Here is a 16,704-nt window from a genome sequence, read left to right on the forward strand (position 1 = left end):
TCGCGTGCTCGACTGCCGCGAGACGGCGGGCGGCCACGTTGCCCGCACGGCGCGCGGCGAAGTGCGCGCGGACGTGCTCGTGCTGGCCTGCAACGCGTATGTCGACCGGCTCGATCGCGACCTCGCGCGCCGGCTGCTGCCGGTCGGCACGTACCAGGTCGCGACCGCGCCGCTCGCGCCCGACGTCGCCCGTTCGCTGCTGCCGCAGAACAGTTGCGTGATCGACAACCAGTTCGTGCCCGACTATTTCCGCCTGAGCCCCGACAACCGGCTGCTGTTCGGCGGCGGCTGCACGTATCTCGGCGGCATTCCGGCCGATATCGCGGCGGCGACGCGCCCGCACCTCGAGCGCGTGTTCCCGCAACTGGCCGGCGTGCCGCTCGATTACGCGTGGGGCGGCCATATCGACATCAGCATGCGCCGCACGCCGGACATCGGCCGCCACGGGCAGCGTTTCTGGCTGCAGGGGTTCTCGGGGCACGGCGTGCTGCCGACGCTCGCGGGCGCGCGCGCGGTGGCCGACGCGGTGCTCGGCGACGAACGCCTGCTCGCGCAGTACCAGCGCATCCGCAACCCGCGCTTCCCCGGCGGCGACCGGCTCGCCGCGCCGCTGGAAGCGATCGGCAAGGCCTGGTACCGTTTGCGCGATACCGTTTGACTGCACCGGAACCCACCATGAATGAACAGGAAGAGATAGAAAGCCTGGCGATCCTGATCCGCGACCTGCGCAAGCATCGCAAGGTCACGCTCAACGATCTCGCGGAACGGATCGGCCGCTCGGTCGGCTTTCTGTCGCAGGTCGAGCGCGGGCTGTCGCGCCCGACGGTGGCGGATCTCACCGCGATCGGCGAGGCGCTTGGCGTGCCGACCACCTATTTCTACAGCCTGAGCAAGCCGCGCAGCGTGCCGTGGGTGACGCGGCCCGACGAGCGGCGCACCGTGTATTACGCGGCCGGCATTACCGACATCCTCGTGTCGCCGAACATGCGCTCGCGCTTCTCGATCCTCGAAAGCCATCTGGCGCCGGGCGCGAGCAGCGGCGAGCGGCCCGTCGACGACAGCGACGAGCAGGGCGGCTTCGTGCTCGAAGGAGAGCTGACGATCTGGATCGACGGCGACGATACACCCATCACGCTTGGCCCGAACGACGCATTCCAGCTTCCGGCACACAAGCGGTTCCGTTACGCCAACCTGACTGACACGCCGACGCGCGTGATCTGGGTATTCACCTGAGTTGTCGGCGGGGCGGGCGGTGTTGCAGGCCGCCGCGCCACGCAGCCTGTTTGCAGTACTGATTTAAATGCGGCGATCGTTTTCGAGTGTGCCGCGTGAATCCGGTTCGCCGCGCTGCGGCACCGCCATACAAGACATGGAAAGGATGAGACATGGCTGACGTCGTTCCCGCGCTGGTCGGTGAAGTCCGCGCATTCCGGCAGGCGCACCCCGAGATTCGTTATGTCGACCTGATCTGCCTCGACCTGCCCGGACATTTCTACGGCAAGCGCTACCCGATCGATGCGCTCGAGAAGGTGGCGGCCGGCTCGCTGCTGAAGCTGCCGCAGAACTGCATCCTGCTCGGCACGCAGGGCGGGCTCTACAAGATCGGCGACTACTGTTTCAACGACGGCGATCCAGACGCCGTGCGCCGGCTGATCCCCGGCACGCTGAAGCCCGTGACCTGGGAGAAGCAGCCGCTCGGCCAGATGCTGATCACGACGGACGGCACCGACGCGCCGGTCGAGTTCGAGCCGCGCGAGGTGCTCGCGCGGGTGCTGAAGCGGCTCGCGCGGCGCGGCATCCGGCCGGTCGTCGCGTTCGAGCTCGAGTTCTACCTGTTCGACGCGCAGCTCGAAGAGGGGATGCCGAAGTATCCGCGCGACCGCCTGTCCGATGATCGCGACGATCAGCCGAACATGCATATCGAGCGGCTGTCGCGCTTCTCCGACGTGCTGCACGAGATGGTCGACGTTGCGTGCAAGCAGGGTGTCGATGCGACCGTGATCACCGCCGAGCTCGGGCCGGGCCAGTTCGAGATCAACTTCGGCCACTGCGACGACGGGCTGCGCGCGGCCGACTGGTCGGCGATGTTCTGCCGCAGCACGCGCGGCGTCGCGTTGCAGCACGGCTATCGCGCGAGCTTCATGGGCAAGCCGTACCTGCATGCGCCGGGTAGCGGGATGCACGTGCACGTGAGCCTCTACGACGATGCAGGGCGCAACCTGCTCGCGGCGGACGGGCAGCGGCCGCTGCGGCACGCGGTGGCCGGATGCCTCGCGCTGCTGCCGCACTGCATGCCCGTGTTCGCGCCGAATCACAACGCGTTCCGGCGTTACGGATCGATGGTGAATGCGGCGAGCCGGGCGAGCTGGGGCTTCGAGGATCGCGATGCGTGCATCCGGATTCCCGAATCGGATGCGCGCAACCTGCGGATCGAGCACCGGCTCGCGAGTGCGGACGCGAACCCCTACCTCGTGCTCGCGGCGATTCTCACCGGGATGGAGCACGGGCTCGACGCGAAGCTCGAGCCGATCGCGCCGCTCAACGAGGATCGCGGCAGCGGGATCGATTTTCCGAAGGAGATGCTGTCGGCCGTTGCGGCGATGCAGGATCATGCGGCCGTGCGCGAAGGGCTCGGCGGCGAGTTCGTGATGGTGTATTGCGAGAACAAGCGGCAGGAGGAGCTGGATTTTCGCAATGAAATCGGGGCGCGTGAGTATCGGTGGTTCTTGTGATCGACTGACCGACCGGCACTCGCCGCGCGCGGCGCCGGACAAAGAGCCGGCGCGATGACCGGTATCACGCCGGCCGCATGCGCGGCCGGCGCGTAGCGCGAACGCGCATCGCACGCCGCACGCCGCACGCCGCTCTGCGCGTGCGCTCACACTTCGTTCGACCACGCGCCGGTCAGCCGGCCGCCGCGGCCCGTATCGTCCATGCACGCCCCTTCCGGGGCGCGTTCACTTTCGGACGAATAGGCAACATTCTCATAATTTCGAGTCTTATCGGCGCGGCACGTGCCGACTATAGTTTTCCGGTTTCCCCCCGCCCTTTGCCGCGCGTTCGGCGATGCGAGCTTTCGCATCGATGCATCGCGCGCGCAAGCGTCGCGGGTTCGTCCAGTGCGTTCGTGCCGTGACGGCATGCCTGCGACCAGCCGGATGCGTCGTCCGGCCTGATGCTGCCGGCTGTCGAACCCGGTTCCCCACAGAATAGGTCAGACAGAATGACAGATATCACCATCAACGGTCAGCGGCATCAGTTCGCTGGCGATCCCGACATGCCGCTGCTCTGGTACCTGCGCGACGAACTCGGGCTGACGGGAACGAAATTCGGCTGCGGCATGGCGCTGTGCGGCGCGTGCACGGTTCATGTCGAAGGCCAGCCGATGCGCGCGTGCGTGACGCCGATCGGTACGCTCGCCGGCCGCAGCGTCACGACGATCGAGGCCGCACACGAGAAGAAGGTCGGCCAGGCCGTGCAGAAGGCATGGATCGACGAACAGGTGCCGCAGTGCGGCTATTGCCAGTCCGGGCAGGTGATGTCGGCGGTCGCGCTGCTGACCGTGAAACCCGCTCCGACGGATGCCGACATCGATGCCGCGATGAGCGGGAACATCTGTCGCTGTGCGACCTATCAGCGGATCCGCGTCGCGATCCACAAAGCCGCGGAGAACCTCAAGGCATGAGCCAGTCCACACGTTCCCGGCAATCGGCCGGCACGCCGGAATCCGCAGACGGCATCGCATCGGCTTCGCGCCGCAAGTTTCTCGGCAACATGGCCGCGCTCACGCTCGCGGTCGGTTTCAGCGGCGAGATCGCGCTCGCCAAATCGGTCACGCCCGCAACTGCAGGCGTGTCGTTCGAGCCGAACGCCTTCATTCGCATCGGCGCCGACGGCATCGTCAGCGTCGTGTCCGAGTACCTCGAAATGGGGCAGGGCACGTTCACCGGCATCGCGACGCTCGCGGCGGACGAACTCGACGTCGGTCTCGACAAGGTGCGGGTCGTGGCGGCACAGGCCGATGCGACGCGCTACGTGAACCCGATGTTCGCGAAGATGGGCTGGAAGATCCAGGCGACGGGCGGCAGTACCGCGATGGCCGGCTCGTGGACGGTGATGCGCGAAGCGGCCGCCACCGCGCGCGCGATGCTGCTGTCGGCCGCCGCACGGAAGTGGAAGGTCGATCCGGCGTCGCTGCGCATCGAGGACGGCGTGGTCGTTCACGCCGCATCGGGCCGCCGCGCAGGCTTCGGCCAGTTCGCCGCCGATGCGGCGCGCGAGCCGGTGCCGTCGAAGGTGGCCGTCAAGCAGCGGGCCGACTTCAAGCTGATCGGCAAACGCGACACGCGGCGTGTCGATATTCCCGCGAAGGTCAACGGTTCGGCGATCTATACGCAGGACGTGAAGCTGCCCGGCATGCTGGTCGCGGTGATCGCCCATCCGCCGCGCATGTGGGGCAAGGTCCGTCACGTCGACGCGAGCAAGGCGAAGGCGATTCCCGGCGTGGTTGCAGTTGTCCAGGTGCCGGGCGACGACAACGTGCAGGGCGGTGTCGCGGTGCTGGCGCGCAATACGTGGGTGGCGCGCCAGGGGCGCGATGCATTGAAAATCACGTGGGACGATACGCACGCGCTGGCGATCGGTTCCGCCGACATCTCGAAGCAGTACCGGGCCGCGCTCGACAAGCCGGGCGTGGTCGCGGTGACGCGCGGCAACGTGGCGAGCGAAGCGCCGTCCGGCGGCAAGTTCATCGACGCGACCTACGAGCAGCCGTATCTGTCGCACGCGCCGATGGAGCCGCTGAATTGCGTCGTGTGGTTGCATGCGGATCGCTGCGAGATCTGGAACGGCGAGCAGTGGCATACCGGCGACCAGGTCATCGTCGCGAAGGAAGTCGGCCTCAAGCCGGAGCAGGTGACGATCAACCAGCTGTACGCGGGTGGCAGCTTCGGCCGCCGCGCGAACCCGGTCGGCGACTACGTGTGCGAGGCCGCGCGAATCGCCCGCGCTGCGCGTGCGCAAGGGATCGACGCACCGGTCAAGCTCGTGTGGATGCGCGAGGACGACATGCGCGCCGGCTTCTACCGGCCGGCGACCCTGCACCGGGTCCGGCTCGCCGTGGACAAGGGCGGGAACCTCGTGTCGTGGAACCAGGACGTGGTGGGGCAGAGCTTCTTTGCGCCGCTTCCGTCGGGCGTCGATCCGACGCTCGTCGAAGGGTCCGCCGACATTCCGTACGAGATCCCGAACTTCAAGGTGACGCAGCACATCCAGACGTTCGCCGTGAAGACGCAATGGATGCGCTCGGTCGGCCATACGCACGCGGCGTTCGTCGGTGAAACGCTGATGGACGAGGCCGCGCATGCGGCCGGCAAGGATCCGTACGCGTTCCGCCGTGCGTTGCTCGCGAAGATGCCGCGGCATCGCGGGGTACTCGATCTGGTCGCGCAGAAGGCTGGCTGGTCGACGCCGCTGCGTGCCGGTGCGCCCGGCACGAAGCGCGGACGAGGGATCGCGCTGCAATTCGCGTTCGGCACGTATGTGGCGCAGGTCGCGGAAGTCACGGTGCTACAGGACGGCACGTTCACGATCGATCGCATCGTTTGCGCGGTCGATTGCGGCACCGTCGTGAATCCCGACGTGGTCGCGTCGCAGGTGGAAGGCGGGATCGGTTTCGGCCTCACGTTCCTGCGCGCCGAGATCACGCTGGAGAACGGGCGTGTGCAGCAAGGCAACTTCAACGACTATCCGGTACTGCGCATGAACGGCATGCCGCACGTCGAAGTGCACGTCGTGCCGTCGCAGGAGCCGCCGAGCGGTATCGGCGAACCCGGCGTGCCGCCGGCCGCGCCGGCTGTCGCGAATGCGCTGACGGCCGCAACCGGCACCACGTTCCGGTCGTTGCCGATGCGTGACACGCTGCGTCCGGCCTGACCGTTCGCGTTCCTATCGAATTCAAGAGAAGCATCCATCGTGAAATTTCGTCGAGTCATCGGCTATGCCGTTGCGGCTGTCGTCGTGGTCGCGGCCGGTGTGGCCGGTCGCGCGTGGCTGCCCCCCGCCGGCACCGAACCCCAACCGCCGGTCGCCGGCACGCCGGCAGACCTGCCTGCGACCATCGCGCGCGGCGAGTATCTGGCGAAAGCCGCCGATTGCGTCGCGTGCCATACGGCCGTGGGCGGCACGCCTTATGCCGGTGGCAGGCCGTTCAAGCTGCCGTTCGGGCAGCTGTATTCCACCAACATCACGCCGGACAAGGCAACCGGCATCGGCAACTGGTCGGCCGACGCGTTCGTTCGCGCGGTGCGCGAAGGCGTGGGCTCGCACGGCAATCTGTATCCGGCGATGCCGTATACGTCGTATGCCGAAATGAGTCGTGACGACGTGCTGGCGATCCGGCAGTACCTGATGACGCTCGAACCGGTTCGTCAGGCGCCGCCCGAAAACGAACTGTCGTTCCCGTTCAACCAGCGCTGGGGCCTAGCCGCGTGGAACGCAGTGTTCTTCCGCGGGCAGCGCTTCGCACCGGATCCGAAGCAGAGCGTGGAGTGGAATCGCGGCGCCTATCTGGCCGGCGCGCTCGGCCATTGCGGCGAATGCCATACGCCGCGCAACGTCGGCTTCGCGATGAAGTCGCGCGACTATCTGTCGGGTGCCGACATCGAAGGCTGGAAGGCCTACAACACAACGTCCGATCAGGCATACGGCCTCGGCTCGTGGACCGACGAACAGATTGCGCAGTACCTGTCGCGCGGCTATGCGCCGGGACGCAGCTCGGCTGCCGGCCCGATGGCGGACGTGGTCGAGCATAGTCTGCAGTACCTGACGCAGAACGACATCGCGTCGATGGTCGTCTATCTGCGCAGCGTGAGTCCGGCCACGGGCGGGCAGACAGGCAAGATCGAACTCGATCCGTCCGCCGCGCGTGCGTCGAACGCGGTGCTGCCGGGCGCGGCGTCGCTGCCGCAGGCGCTCGAACGTGGCCAGCGGCTCTTTGCCGGCGACTGCGCGGGCTGTCACCAGTGGAACGGTGCCGGTCGGCAGAGCGAATATGCATCGCTCGTCGGCGCGCATGCGGTCAACGACCCGTCCGGCGCGGCACTCGTCCAGGTGCTGCTGCACGGCACCAGCCTGACCGTCGGCGGCCGCACGCAACAGATGCCGGGTTTCGGTGCTGCTTACAGCGACGCCGATATCGCGGCGGTCGCGAACTTCGTGCTGAGTCACTTCGGCTCGAAGCAGGGCGTGGTCACTGTCGAGCAGGTCGGCAAGGCGCGTGCGCAATGACGGTCGGGCATATGCGGGAACCAGCCCGGCTTTACGAGACCTGAACGATTGAGTCAGGACGATCCGGGCAGTCGTGTGCGGGGCATCGACCGGCACGACTTCCCGGCATGCCGCGCCATCCGCAGGGCCTATCGATCCCGAAGCGATGGCATCGGCAGGCCCGCTCCCCACGCGCTCGCGAGCGCTTCGATCTCGGCGACCGGATCGGCCTGCTGGGCGGCTTCGTGCGTATCGTTGCCGAATAACCGGTGAGCGAACTCGCGTGCGCGTAGCGTGATCGCCGCGGTTTTCCGGCTGCGTCGCAGCGTGAACGACGCGAGCGCAGCGTCGAGGTTGCTGCCGTTGCCCTTTCCATGCTCGTCGAGGCAACGGGCGAGATGCCACGCGTCCTCGAGTGCCTGGCATGCGCCCTGTCCGGAGGTGGGGAGCGGCGCGTGCGCGGCATCGCCGATCAGCAGCACATTGCCGCGGTGCCATACATCGACCGGATCGAGATCGTGTACGCGGATCTTTGCGATGGTGCCCGGCGGCGTTGCGCGCATCACGTCCGCGATCGGTGCCGGCCACCCGTCGAAGAGCCGTTCCAGCAGCGGGCCGGGATCATCGGGCGCCGCATCGTCGCCGTCGTCGTTGTGGTCGTTATCGTCGATTGCGGCCTCGGCCCGGGCTGCTGCCCAGTACATGCGATGCCGGTCCAGCGCGACGATGCCGAATCGTTCGCGCTGGCCCCAGTAGTCGAATATCGATACTTCGTCGACCAGCGGTACATCGCTCTGCGCCACGCCGATCCAGTTGACGAATCCCTGATAGACGGGTGTGGCGCAGCCGACCACATGGCGTCGCGCGATGGAGTTCATGCGGCCGTCGGCGCCGATCACGAGATCGGGGGTGATTGCCATGCCGTTGTCGAAGCGAACGACCGCGCGGCCGTCGGTGCCGGTGTCGATCGCGGTTGCGCAGTGACCGAAGCAGACTTCGATGTCGTGCGCGGCGACATGCCGCGCCAGCACGGCCTGCAGGTCGCGCCGCAGGATCGAGCGTGTTGGAAACCCCATGTGGCGGTCGAGTTCGCCGATTTCGAAGCGCTTGAACGGGGTGCCGTCCCGGTCCATGCACCGCATCGCGCGCAGGTGGCCGCTGACCTCGACGATGTCCGGCAGGAGGCCGAGTTGCGCGAGCACGAAGCCGGCATTCGGCCATAGCACGACGCCGGCGCCCATCGTCGTCTCGGACGGCCTGCGTTCGTACAGCCGTATCCGGTGCCCCTGCCGGCCAAGCGCGAGCGCGGTGCTCATGCCGGCCACGCCGGCGCCGAGAATGGCGATATCCATGTTGATGCTCCCGTAGGTTCGTGCGCGCGCTCGCGTCGGCGCGGGTTCGTGCGTCGGCGGCCGCGCCTTGACTGGATTCGCATCGTAAATTACGGTCTCGAACGGGATAAGCCGTGAAAAACGGCGAGCTTTGATACCTGAAACGGGATAATGATGCGCAGCAAGCTGGATCTGAACGCGGTGCGCGTGTTCGTGTCGGTGGTCGACGAAGGCAGCTTTGCCGGCGCCGCGCGCGTGCTGTCGATACCCGGTTCCAACGTGAGCCGCCATGTGGCGCAACTGGAGTCGAGGCTCGGCGTGCGCCTGCTGGAGCGCAGTACGCGGCACCTGCGCATGACGGAGGCCGGGCGCCTGTTGCACGAGCGCGCGAAGCCGATGCTCGACGCACTGACGCTCGCCGAGTTCGAACTGACCTCGCAGCAAACGGAGTTGCGCGGCGTGCTGAAGCTCTGCGTGCCAGGCGAAATCGGGCCGCGCATGCTCGGGCCGATCGTCGCGGAATTCGCCGTCCGCCATCCGCGTGTCGAAATCGATTGCGATACCAGCCTCGCGGGCGTATCGACGTTGCGCGACGATATCGACCTGTCGATCATCGTCAATCGCGGCAAGCTGGACGACAGCGCGTTCGTCGTCAGGCCGCTCGTGAGCCTGCCGAGCGTCGTCGTGGCCGCGCCGTCGCTGATCGAGCGCGCGGGCATGCCGACCCGGACGGAGCAGCTCAGGCAGTTGCCGTGCATCACGACGCTGAGCACGCTGAAAGGGCAGCCGTGGCAGTTTGCCGACGGCGACGGGCGGATTCACAAGATTCCGGTCGCGAGCCGGTATCGCGTCAATAGCGGCGAGATGGCGGGGCTGGCGGCGGTGAACGGGATCGGCTTCGCGATTCTCGTCGAACGCGGTTGCGCGGCGGAACTGGCCGCCGGGCGGCTCGTGCGCGTGCCGCTGGAGATGGCGCCGGCGCCGCTCGAACTGCTGGCCGCCTATTCGAGCCGCAATTCGGTCAACGCGAAGATCCGCGAGTTGCTGCAGTTGATGCAGGCGCGTCTTGCGGCGGAGGGGGCGATGCCGTCATGACGATCGCTTCGGCAATGCGCGCCAGTAGCGTACTTCGTCGATTGGCGCACCGTCGATCTCGAACGTCTTGATGTCGTCTTCGGCGACGAAACCTTCGCGTTCATAGAACGCCCGTGCGCGACGGTTCTTGACCAGCACCCAGAGCGACACCCACGCATGGCCCATGTCGTGCAGTGCATGGCATGCATGGTCGACCAGCGCCGCGCCGACGCCTTGCCCGCAATGCGCCGGATGCAGATAGATCGCTTCGATTTCGCCCCAGGTGCGATCCTTGTCGGTGTCGCGTGTCGGACCATAGGCGATCCAGCCGGTCGGGCCGCTTTCCGCGAACGCGAGCGCGACACGCGGCCGTCTCGCGTCGAGCGCGTAGCGCCACGAAGCGGTGCGCTTGTCGACCGACAGGCCGGCGAGGAACGGTGCCGGCATGATGCCCGGATAGGTGGCCTGCCACGATGCGACGTGGATGGCGGCGATGGCCGGGGCATCGGCGGGTGTGGCAGGGCGGATGTCGATGTTCATCGTGTTCGGGGTCATGGGTACTCCGCCTGATCGGTTGCCGTGTGCCGCGCCGTCGCGCGCGGGATTCAATTCGCCGGATCCGGACTGCCTTCCATCGCGAAACTGTAGTGGATATCCACCTGTGATGCGTCGCCCGGTGCGTCGGCTTTCTTCAGCACGAATTCGAACGCCGGCTCGAACCAGCCGTCGCGCGGGACTTCTCCACCGAGGATCTCGACGTCATACCAGCCGTTGTCGATTTCAATCACGGGCCTGCCCGGTTCGCGGTAACGTGCGAGCAGTGCGCTGACCGTCGCGTCATTGAAGCGTTCGAGAATCCGCCACGTATAGAGCATGATCGAACGATGTTCGACGCGCAGCACGTACCCGCCTCGCCGATGCTGCAGGCGGCTTCCCGTCTTCAGCAATTCGGGTGTTGCGTCATCCAGTGTGAAGATGACCGTGTACGGATGGTTCTCGATGCCGGCCAGCGGAATGACGATCCCTTCCAGCACGGCGCGGTCGCCGCAGTCGCTCGTCGTGAACGCCGTCGCGACGTCGTCCGGCAACGCGTGCCGTTCCTTGAAGCGCTTCAGCAGCAGGAGATCGCCGACGAGAAAATAGTCGACCAGATCGTTGAGGACTTCGGAGAATTCATGTCGCATCGCCGCTCCTTTTGCGGTGCCGAAGCGGAAGGTTCGCAAGGGCATGAAGCGCCGCGCCGCGAATCGCTTCGCGGCGCGGCACGCGCGACGCCCTTAATCGCCGAGCTTCGACGTCACGCAACCCGTGCTGGTGCACTCGCGTTCACGCTCGCGCAGGAACGACAGCCGCGACTGCGTCATGTCGGTCGCGCACTGGAGATCCACGAGGTAACCGTTGTTGCGCGTCTCGCTGCACTGCGCGTCGCGTTGCTTCAGCCACGCGAGCTGGCCGGCCTTCAGCGTTGCCTGCTGATCGCTGCTCAGTTGTTTGCGCAGGCGGCCGTACTCGTCGTTGAGGTCACGGTCGGTCTGCGAGAACTGGGTGCTGCTGCAGTACACCTGGTCGAACGCGCTGTGCGGCTTCGCACAGCCGGCCGCGTGCGCGGCGAACGGAACGGCAAGCGCGAACAGGGCGCAGGATGCGAGCAGATTCTTCATTTTCATGGTGATGCTCCTGACTGGGTGAAAACCGTTGGCCCGATGGGCGTTATCGTTGTTTATTGCGGCACCGTGCACGCGTCGATCCCGCCCGCGATTGCAGTGGACAGCTTCTGGATCGTCTCGCGACGCGCAAGCCGTGCTTCCTCGTCCGGGTTGACGATCACGCCGGCCTCGACGAGCACCGCCGGAATCGGTGCGGTGCGCAGCACCACGAGATCGTCGAAGCGGTGGATGCCGAGTTGCGGGTCGATCAGCGGGCGATTCTCGCCGCGGATCGGCTGCGCGTGATACAGCGACGGCCGCTCGCCGGCCGCGACCAGCCGCTCGGCGATCGCCTTCGCGCAACGCAGGCTTTCCGCATAGTGCGGATTGCGTTCCGACACGAACACCGAGAAGCCGCGGAATTCGCGCTGCCGGCCCGCGTCGATGAACTGCTGCTGCATCGAGTCGTGGTGGATCGACACGAACAGGTTCGCGTCGGGCGCCTGCGTCGAACGCTGGTCGAGCGTGATCTCGCGGCCGTCGGCCGACGTGCGCAGCACGCGGTCGCCATGCGCGGAGAGTTTTTCGGCAACCGCCGCGGACAGGTCGAGGTTGTACAGGTATTCGACGCGGCCGCTCGCGCCGGTGGAGCCCGGGTGAGCCGGCGTGTGGCCGGTGTCGACGACGACGTAGCGCCCGGAGGCGGGCGCGGTGCCGGTGGTGGCCGCGGTGTCGGCCGCATGCAGCGCCGGCGGTGCGCCGAGTAGCGGGGCGCAGGCGAGCACGCGCGCGGCGGCACGCACGAACGGGCGAAGGCGTCGGATGGTTCGGTTCGTCATTGTTGTTGTCGAGGAGGGCATACGGCGCGTCGGACGGCGCGGCACCGTCGGCCTGCTCAATGCAGTCGGAATGTCGCGCGATTATAGCGGGTGGCGATGCCGCCGCAATGACGGATGATGACCGTCAGGCCAGCACGCGCCGGGCGGCGAGCATGCCCCAGTACGACGCTTCCTCGAACAGCGACAGCCCGGACAGATCGGCATGGGCGAACACGACGGGGCCGTCGGCATCGCGCAGCGCGAGCAGCCCCGGCCGGCTCAGGAAGCCGACGTCGGGCGTCGCCATCGCGTGACCGCGCACGGTGATCTCGAGCGCCGTCGCGTGTTTCCACAGTTCGCGCCCGTAGGCGGCCTGCAAGTCGATCGCGGCCTGTTCGCGCAACGCGTCGGGCCTGGCCTGTGCGAGCCAGCGGCGCGTGTCGTCCGGCGCTTGCGTGCTCAACGTTTGGTACGCGGAGAACACCGAGCGCGTCGGTGGCGACATGCGGATCAGCTGGTGCGTCGACACGACATAGCCGAGCCCCGCGCCGTCGTAGACGACGTTGTCCCACGAGAGCGGTACGCCGGCTGCTTCGGCCGGCATGCCGTCGAGCAGGAAGTTGGACACGAGCCACGGCGCGCGCGGCGGCAGGTCGCGCGCGGGGTCGAAGCCGTACGCGGCAAGCTGCGGAAACACGCGCGCCGCGACGAACAGCGGCATCGCGCAGACGACGCGCCGCGCCTTCAGCGTGAACGTCGACAGCGTGCCGTCATTGCCGATGCGCGCGCACAGCACGTCGACGCCGCCCGCGCGTTCGGTCGCGCGCACCGCGAAGCCGTCGCGCGACCATGCGTTCGAGCCGGTGCGCGTGGCGATCGAATCGGTGAGCTTCGTCACCATCGTGTGCAGCCCGTCGGGCCAGGTCAGCACCGCGCCGTCGCTCGCATCGCCCGCATGGCCGCCGCGTGACGAGAAATAGTGCAGGCCGGCCCACGCGGACACGTGCTCGTACCCGGCGCCGTAGTCGTCGCGGCAACAGTAGTTCAGGTACCAGTGCAGCGCCTTCGCGGTGTAGCCCTCGTCGAGCAGCCACTGGCGGAACGAGCGCCGATCCAGCGCGTGCCAGCGCGGGTCGCGTGACGATTCCGCGATCGGGATGCAGAACACCTTGCGGCCATCGGCGCCGCGTGCGGTGCGCAGCCCGTCCGTGTACGCGAAGAAGCGTGCCTGTTGCGCGAGCGCGTCGGCGCCGAGGCCGGTTGCCGGCACGATGCCGTCTTGCCATTGCCCGGCGATGAAGAGCCGTTCGTCGGGCGCATGGACGAGCACGCGCTCGTCGTACACCGGGCGCGCGGAGAACGGCGCCGATTCGATCACGCCGAGATCGGCGAGCATGTCGCGCAGATGCGTGGATTCGAGCGACGGCAGCGGCAGGTAGTGCGCGCCTTTCGGATAACCGAGATCACCGAAGCGGCCGCCGGACGCATTGCCGCCGAATTCGGGGCCGGCGAGCACCGTGAAGCGCTTGTGCCCTGCGCGCGCAAGCTGCCACGCGCACGACAGCCCGGCCGCGCCCGCGCCGAGGATCGCGACGTCGGTCTCGATCGTGCCGGAAGGCGGCGGCAGCGCCGCATGGTCGCGCAGTGCATGGCCTTCGCGCATGCCGGGGTAGCCGACATGCGGTGTCGTCTCGATCCAGCCGGTGCGCCCGCAGGCGGCGAGCGAAGCGGCCGCCGACGCGACGAGGAACGTGCGGCGGTCCATCAGCGCAGCACGTGCTTCCAGTCGTCGTCGAAGCGGCGCACGAGCGGCTGGTCGTTGAGTTCGTTCGGCGACATCGGCAGCGCCGGCATGTCGGCCGGGAAGTGGAACATCTCGGCGGCCGTCTGCGCGTCGAGCCAGCGCGTGGGCACCGAGTAGTGCGTCGGCACCGTGAAATCGCGGCGCTTGCCGGCGATCACGAAGCCCCAGTCGCCGAACGACGGCACGTAGCAGTGGTACGGCCACGTGTTGAGCCCGGCCTCGTGCAGTGTCGCGATGATGGTCCAGTACGCGTGCGGCGCAAAATACGGCGACGTCGACTGGATCACCGCATAGCCGTTCTCCGACAGGTGGCGCGCAAGCAGCCGGAACACGGGCACCGAATACAGCCGGCCGAGGCCGAAGTTGGTCGGGTCGGGGAAGTCGACGACGATCGCGTCGTACACGTCGGCGTTCGATTCGAGCCAGCGCACCGCGTCGTCGTTGATCACGTGCACGCGCGGGTCCTTCAGCGAGCCCTGGTTCAGCTTGACGAGCGGTGCGGAGGTCGAGAACAGCTTCGTCATCGCGGGATCGAGATCGACGAGCGTGATCTGTTCGAGGTTGCGGTGCTTCAGTAGTTCGCGCACCGCGAGGCCGTCGCCGCCGCCGAGCACGAGCACGCGCTTCGCCCACGGCAGCGCGTCGATCGTCGGTTGGATCAGCGCCTCGTGATAGCGATGCTCGTCGCGCGACGAGAACTGCAGGTTGCCGTTCAGGTACAGCCGCATGTCGTCGTGCCACTGCGTGAGCACGATGCGCTGGTACGGCGTCGTTTCCGAATAGATCGTCTCGTCGCCGTACACGCCGTGCTCGGCCCAGTGCGTGACGCGATCCGACAGCGCGAAGCCGGCGACGAGCAGCCCGATCACGAGCGACGCACGCATCAGCTTGGCGCGCACGTTGCGGATCTCGTCGCGGAACAGGTGGGTGGTCCACAGCGCGACGAACGCGTTCAGGAGCCCGAACAGGAAGCTGGTGCGCAGCAGGCCGAGACGCGGCGCGAGCACCAGCGGGAAGATCAGCGACACGGCGAGCGAGCCGAGATAGTCGAAGGTCAGCACTTCACTGACGGTATGGCGGAACGCCTGGCGCCGCTGCTGGAACGCGCGCATCACGAGCGGGATCTCCATCCCGATCAGCAGGCCGAGCGCCAGCACGAGTGCATAGAGCGCCGCGCGGAACGGTGCGGCGAGCCACGCGAACACCACGAACAGCAGCGCGGCCGAGACACCGCCGAGCAGGCCGACGAGCAGCTCGATGTCGACGAAGCGGTCGAGCACGTCGTCGTCCTCGACGAACTTCGCGAGCCACGAGCCGATTCCCATCGCAAACAGGTAGCTGCCGATCACCGACGAGAACTGCAGGATCGAATCGCCGAGCAGGTAGCTGGACAGCGCGCTGCTGATCAGTTCGTAGCCGAGCCCGCACGATGCGAGCACGAGAATCGACAGGACGAGCGCGCGCTTATGCAGCATGGTGCGTCCGTTGTGCGGCGGTCGGCAATGTGGATATACTGGCGCGGAATTTTGTCAGTTGGCCCTGCGCGGGCCGGCCGGCGACGGGGCGGCGAACCGAGCACGATATCCGAGGGAAAGAATGAATAGTGCCTATCTCTATGCGGTTCATTTACTGTCGGCGTTCGTGCTGCTTCTTGTGTTCGCGGCAGTGTACCTGAAGGTCACCCCGTTCGACGAACTGGCGCTGATCCGCGACGGCAACGCGGCCGCGACGCTGTCGTTCGGCGGTGCGGTGATCGGCTTCTGCCTGACGCTCGCATCCAGCATCGCGCACAATTCCACGCTCGGCGAAGTCGTGATCTGGGCCGTCGGCGCGATGGCCGTGCAACTGATTACCTATGCGGCGCTCACACGCCTGATGCCCGGCATGAATCATGCGATCGAGGATCGCAACGTCGCGATGGGCGGCCTGATGGGCACCGCGTCGCTCGTCGTCGGCATCATCAATGCCGCCTGCCTGACCTGACGCGCCACGCGTTTCGAGGAGACCGACATGAGTCTGGGATCGTTTATCCGCAAGCAGTTCATCGACGTCCTGCAATGGACGGAAGACACCGACGGCGTGCTGGCCTGGCGCTATCCGATGGAAGACCAGGAAATCCAGTACGGCGGCAAGCTGACCGTGCGCGAAACGCAGGTTGCGATCTTCGTCAATGAAGGGAAGATCGCCGACGTCTTCCAGCCTGGGCTGTACACGTTGGAAACGAACACACTGCCGGTGCTCACGTACCTGAAGAACTGGGACAAACTCTTTCAGTCGCCTTTCAAATCGGACGTCTATTTCTTCAGCACGCGGCTGCAGCTCGGCCGCCGCTGGGGTACCGCGCAGCCGGTGACGATCCGCGACCGCGAATTCGGCTTCGTGCAGGTGCGCGCGTTCGGCATCTACTCGTACCGGATCGTCGATGCGGGCGCGTTCCATCGCGAAGTCAGCGGCACGCGCGCGCAGTACACGGTCGACGATCTCGAACAGCAGCTGCGCAACCTGGTCGTGACCGCGATGAGCACGACGTTCGGCTCGTCCGACGTGCCGTTCGTCGACATGGCAGCGAACCAGTCGCTGCTGTCGCAGCGCGTCGCCGAGGCGCTCGCGCCGGTGTTCACGCGCTATGGCCTCGCGCTCGACGCGTTCGCGGTCGAAAGCGTGTCGCTGCCGGCGGAGCTGCAGAAGGCGCTCGACCTGCGGATTGGCGCGGGGATGGCCGGCGATCTCGCGCGCGCCACGCAATACCAGACCGCGCAGGCGAT

The 16,704-nt window shown here is 67.1% G+C and carries 16 protein-coding genes; 9 read left to right on the forward strand and 7 right to left on the reverse strand.

Translation table 11 applies throughout. The features are described 5' to 3' along the window. The 6 genes from G3O06_RS40290 to G3O06_RS40315 form a co-directional block, all read left to right on the forward strand. The coding region (locus tag G3O06_RS40290) for an FAD-binding oxidoreductase (protein ID WP_205819429.1) at positions 1-658 on the forward strand (658 nt) is incomplete at its 5' end. A 17-nt stretch (positions 659-675) separates the two neighbouring features. Beyond that, a complete protein-coding gene (locus G3O06_RS40295; protein ID WP_174915113.1) occupies positions 676-1,233 on the forward strand; it encodes an XRE family transcriptional regulator in 558 nt (185 codons plus the stop codon). Between the two features lie 152 nt (positions 1,234-1,385). Then, positions 1,386-2,732, forward strand: a complete 1,347-nt coding sequence (locus G3O06_RS40300) for a glutamine synthetase family protein (protein ID WP_205819430.1) — start codon at positions 1,386-1,388, stop codon at positions 2,730-2,732. A gap of 491 nt (positions 2,733-3,223) precedes the next feature. After that, a complete protein-coding gene (locus tag G3O06_RS40305; protein ID WP_174971795.1) occupies positions 3,224-3,685 on the forward strand; it encodes a (2Fe-2S)-binding protein in 462 nt (153 codons plus the stop codon). After that, the gene (locus G3O06_RS40310; RefSeq protein ID WP_205819431.1) at positions 3,682-5,934 is read left to right on the forward strand and encodes a xanthine dehydrogenase family protein molybdopterin-binding subunit; all 2,253 of its coding nucleotides are present in this window, start codon (positions 3,682-3,684) and stop codon (positions 5,932-5,934) included. Before G3O06_RS40305 ends, G3O06_RS40310 begins: the two co-directional genes overlap by 4 nt. Before the next feature lie 39 nt (positions 5,935-5,973). Further along, a complete protein-coding gene (locus G3O06_RS40315; protein ID WP_205819432.1) occupies positions 5,974-7,287 on the forward strand; it encodes a c-type cytochrome in 1,314 nt (437 codons plus the stop codon). 128 nt (positions 7,288-7,415) lie between these two features. On the opposite strand, the gene G3O06_RS40320 is transcribed toward G3O06_RS40315, so the two are convergent. Next, on the reverse strand, positions 7,416-8,618 hold the full coding sequence (locus tag G3O06_RS40320) for an FAD-dependent oxidoreductase (protein WP_205819433.1): 1,203 nt from the start codon (positions 8,616-8,618) through the stop codon (positions 7,416-7,418). 153 nt (positions 8,619-8,771) lie between these two features. On the opposite strand from G3O06_RS40320, the gene G3O06_RS40325 reads away from it, so the two are divergent. Further along, positions 8,772-9,692 carry a LysR family transcriptional regulator gene (locus G3O06_RS40325; RefSeq protein ID WP_174981409.1) on the forward strand — a complete coding sequence of 307 codons (921 nt, stop codon included), beginning with the start codon at positions 8,772-8,774 and terminating at the stop codon, positions 9,690-9,692. Here G3O06_RS40325 and G3O06_RS40330 read toward each other — a convergent pair. The 6 genes from G3O06_RS40330 to G3O06_RS40355 all read right to left on the reverse strand — a co-directional run bounded on the left by G3O06_RS40330 (position 9,687) and on the right by G3O06_RS40355 (position 15,414). After that, entirely contained in the window at positions 9,687-10,226 is a 540-nt protein-coding gene (locus G3O06_RS40330) for a GNAT family N-acetyltransferase (protein ID WP_205819434.1), read from the reverse strand. The two genes, G3O06_RS40325 and G3O06_RS40330, sit on opposite strands and share 6 nt — an antisense overlap. Positions 10,227-10,276: 50 nt before the next feature. Then, on the reverse strand, positions 10,277-10,855 hold the full coding sequence (locus G3O06_RS40335; protein WP_205819435.1) for a hypothetical protein: 579 nt from the start codon (positions 10,853-10,855) through the stop codon (positions 10,277-10,279). A 93-nt stretch (positions 10,856-10,948) separates the two neighbouring features. After that, positions 10,949-11,338: a lysozyme inhibitor LprI family protein gene (locus G3O06_RS40340; protein ID WP_174999967.1), complete on the reverse strand. Its 390-nt coding sequence runs from the start codon at positions 11,336-11,338 to the stop codon at positions 10,949-10,951. Positions 11,339-11,391: 53 nt separating this feature from the next. Beyond that, complete coding sequence (locus G3O06_RS40345) at positions 11,392-12,156, reverse strand: N-acetylmuramoyl-L-alanine amidase (RefSeq protein WP_205819436.1); 765 nt, start codon at positions 12,154-12,156, stop codon at positions 11,392-11,394. Positions 12,157-12,280: 124 nt separating this feature from the next. Continuing rightward, complete coding sequence (locus G3O06_RS40350; protein WP_205819437.1) at positions 12,281-13,900, reverse strand: NAD(P)/FAD-dependent oxidoreductase; 1,620 nt, start codon at positions 13,898-13,900, stop codon at positions 12,281-12,283. Continuing rightward, positions 13,900-15,414 (reverse strand): polyamine aminopropyltransferase, encoded by a 1,515-nt coding sequence (locus G3O06_RS40355; protein WP_205819438.1) that lies wholly within the window; start codon positions 15,412-15,414, stop codon positions 13,900-13,902. The genes G3O06_RS40350 and G3O06_RS40355 overlap by 1 nt, the downstream gene beginning before the upstream one ends. Before the next feature lie 121 nt (positions 15,415-15,535). Between G3O06_RS40355 and G3O06_RS40360 the strand changes: the two genes are divergently transcribed. Further along, a complete protein-coding gene (locus tag G3O06_RS40360) occupies positions 15,536-15,922 on the forward strand; it encodes a DUF350 domain-containing protein (protein ID WP_174915105.1) in 387 nt (128 codons plus the stop codon). A gap of 27 nt (positions 15,923-15,949) precedes the next feature. Then, positions 15,950-16,704 (forward strand): SPFH domain-containing protein (locus G3O06_RS40365; RefSeq protein WP_205819439.1); only part of this gene is annotated, 755 nt, incomplete at its 3' end.

This window comes from Burkholderia sp. Ac-20345 (genome assembly GCF_017104825.1).
Classification (GTDB): domain Bacteria; phylum Pseudomonadota; class Gammaproteobacteria; order Burkholderiales; family Burkholderiaceae; genus Burkholderia; species Burkholderia lata_B.

Excerpts from the sequence above, each read along its gene's own strand:
- G3O06_RS40295 (WP_174915113.1), top strand. The coding sequence starts at position 676 with ATGAATGAACAGGAAGAGATAGAAAGCCTGGCGATCCTGATCCGCGAC.
- G3O06_RS40300 (WP_205819430.1), top strand. The coding sequence starts at position 1,386 with ATGGCTGACGTCGTTCCCGCGCTGGTCGGTGAAGTCCGCGCATTCCGG.
- G3O06_RS40305 (WP_174971795.1), top strand. The coding sequence starts at position 3,224 with ATGACAGATATCACCATCAACGGTCAGCGGCATCAGTTCGCTGGCGAT.
- G3O06_RS40310 (WP_205819431.1), top strand. The coding sequence starts at position 3,682 with ATGAGCCAGTCCACACGTTCCCGGCAATCGGCCGGCACGCCGGAATCC.
- G3O06_RS40320 (WP_205819433.1), bottom strand. The coding sequence starts at position 8,618 with ATGGATATCGCCATTCTCGGCGCCGGCGTGGCCGGCATGAGCACCGCG.
- G3O06_RS40325 (WP_174981409.1), top strand. The coding sequence starts at position 8,772 with ATGCGCAGCAAGCTGGATCTGAACGCGGTGCGCGTGTTCGTGTCGGTG.
- G3O06_RS40330 (WP_205819434.1), bottom strand. The coding sequence starts at position 10,226 with ATGACCCCGAACACGATGAACATCGACATCCGCCCTGCCACACCCGCC.
- G3O06_RS40335 (WP_205819435.1), bottom strand. The coding sequence starts at position 10,855 with ATGCGACATGAATTCTCCGAAGTCCTCAACGATCTGGTCGACTATTTT.
- G3O06_RS40340 (WP_174999967.1), bottom strand. The coding sequence starts at position 11,338 with ATGAAAATGAAGAATCTGCTCGCATCCTGCGCCCTGTTCGCGCTTGCC.
- G3O06_RS40345 (WP_205819436.1), bottom strand. The coding sequence starts at position 12,156 with ATGACGAACCGAACCATCCGACGCCTTCGCCCGTTCGTGCGTGCCGCC.
- G3O06_RS40350 (WP_205819437.1), bottom strand. The coding sequence starts at position 13,900 with ATGGACCGCCGCACGTTCCTCGTCGCGTCGGCGGCCGCTTCGCTCGCC.
- G3O06_RS40355 (WP_205819438.1), bottom strand. The coding sequence starts at position 15,414 with ATGCTGCATAAGCGCGCGCTCGTCCTGTCGATTCTCGTGCTCGCATCG.
- G3O06_RS40360 (WP_174915105.1), top strand. The coding sequence starts at position 15,536 with ATGAATAGTGCCTATCTCTATGCGGTTCATTTACTGTCGGCGTTCGTG.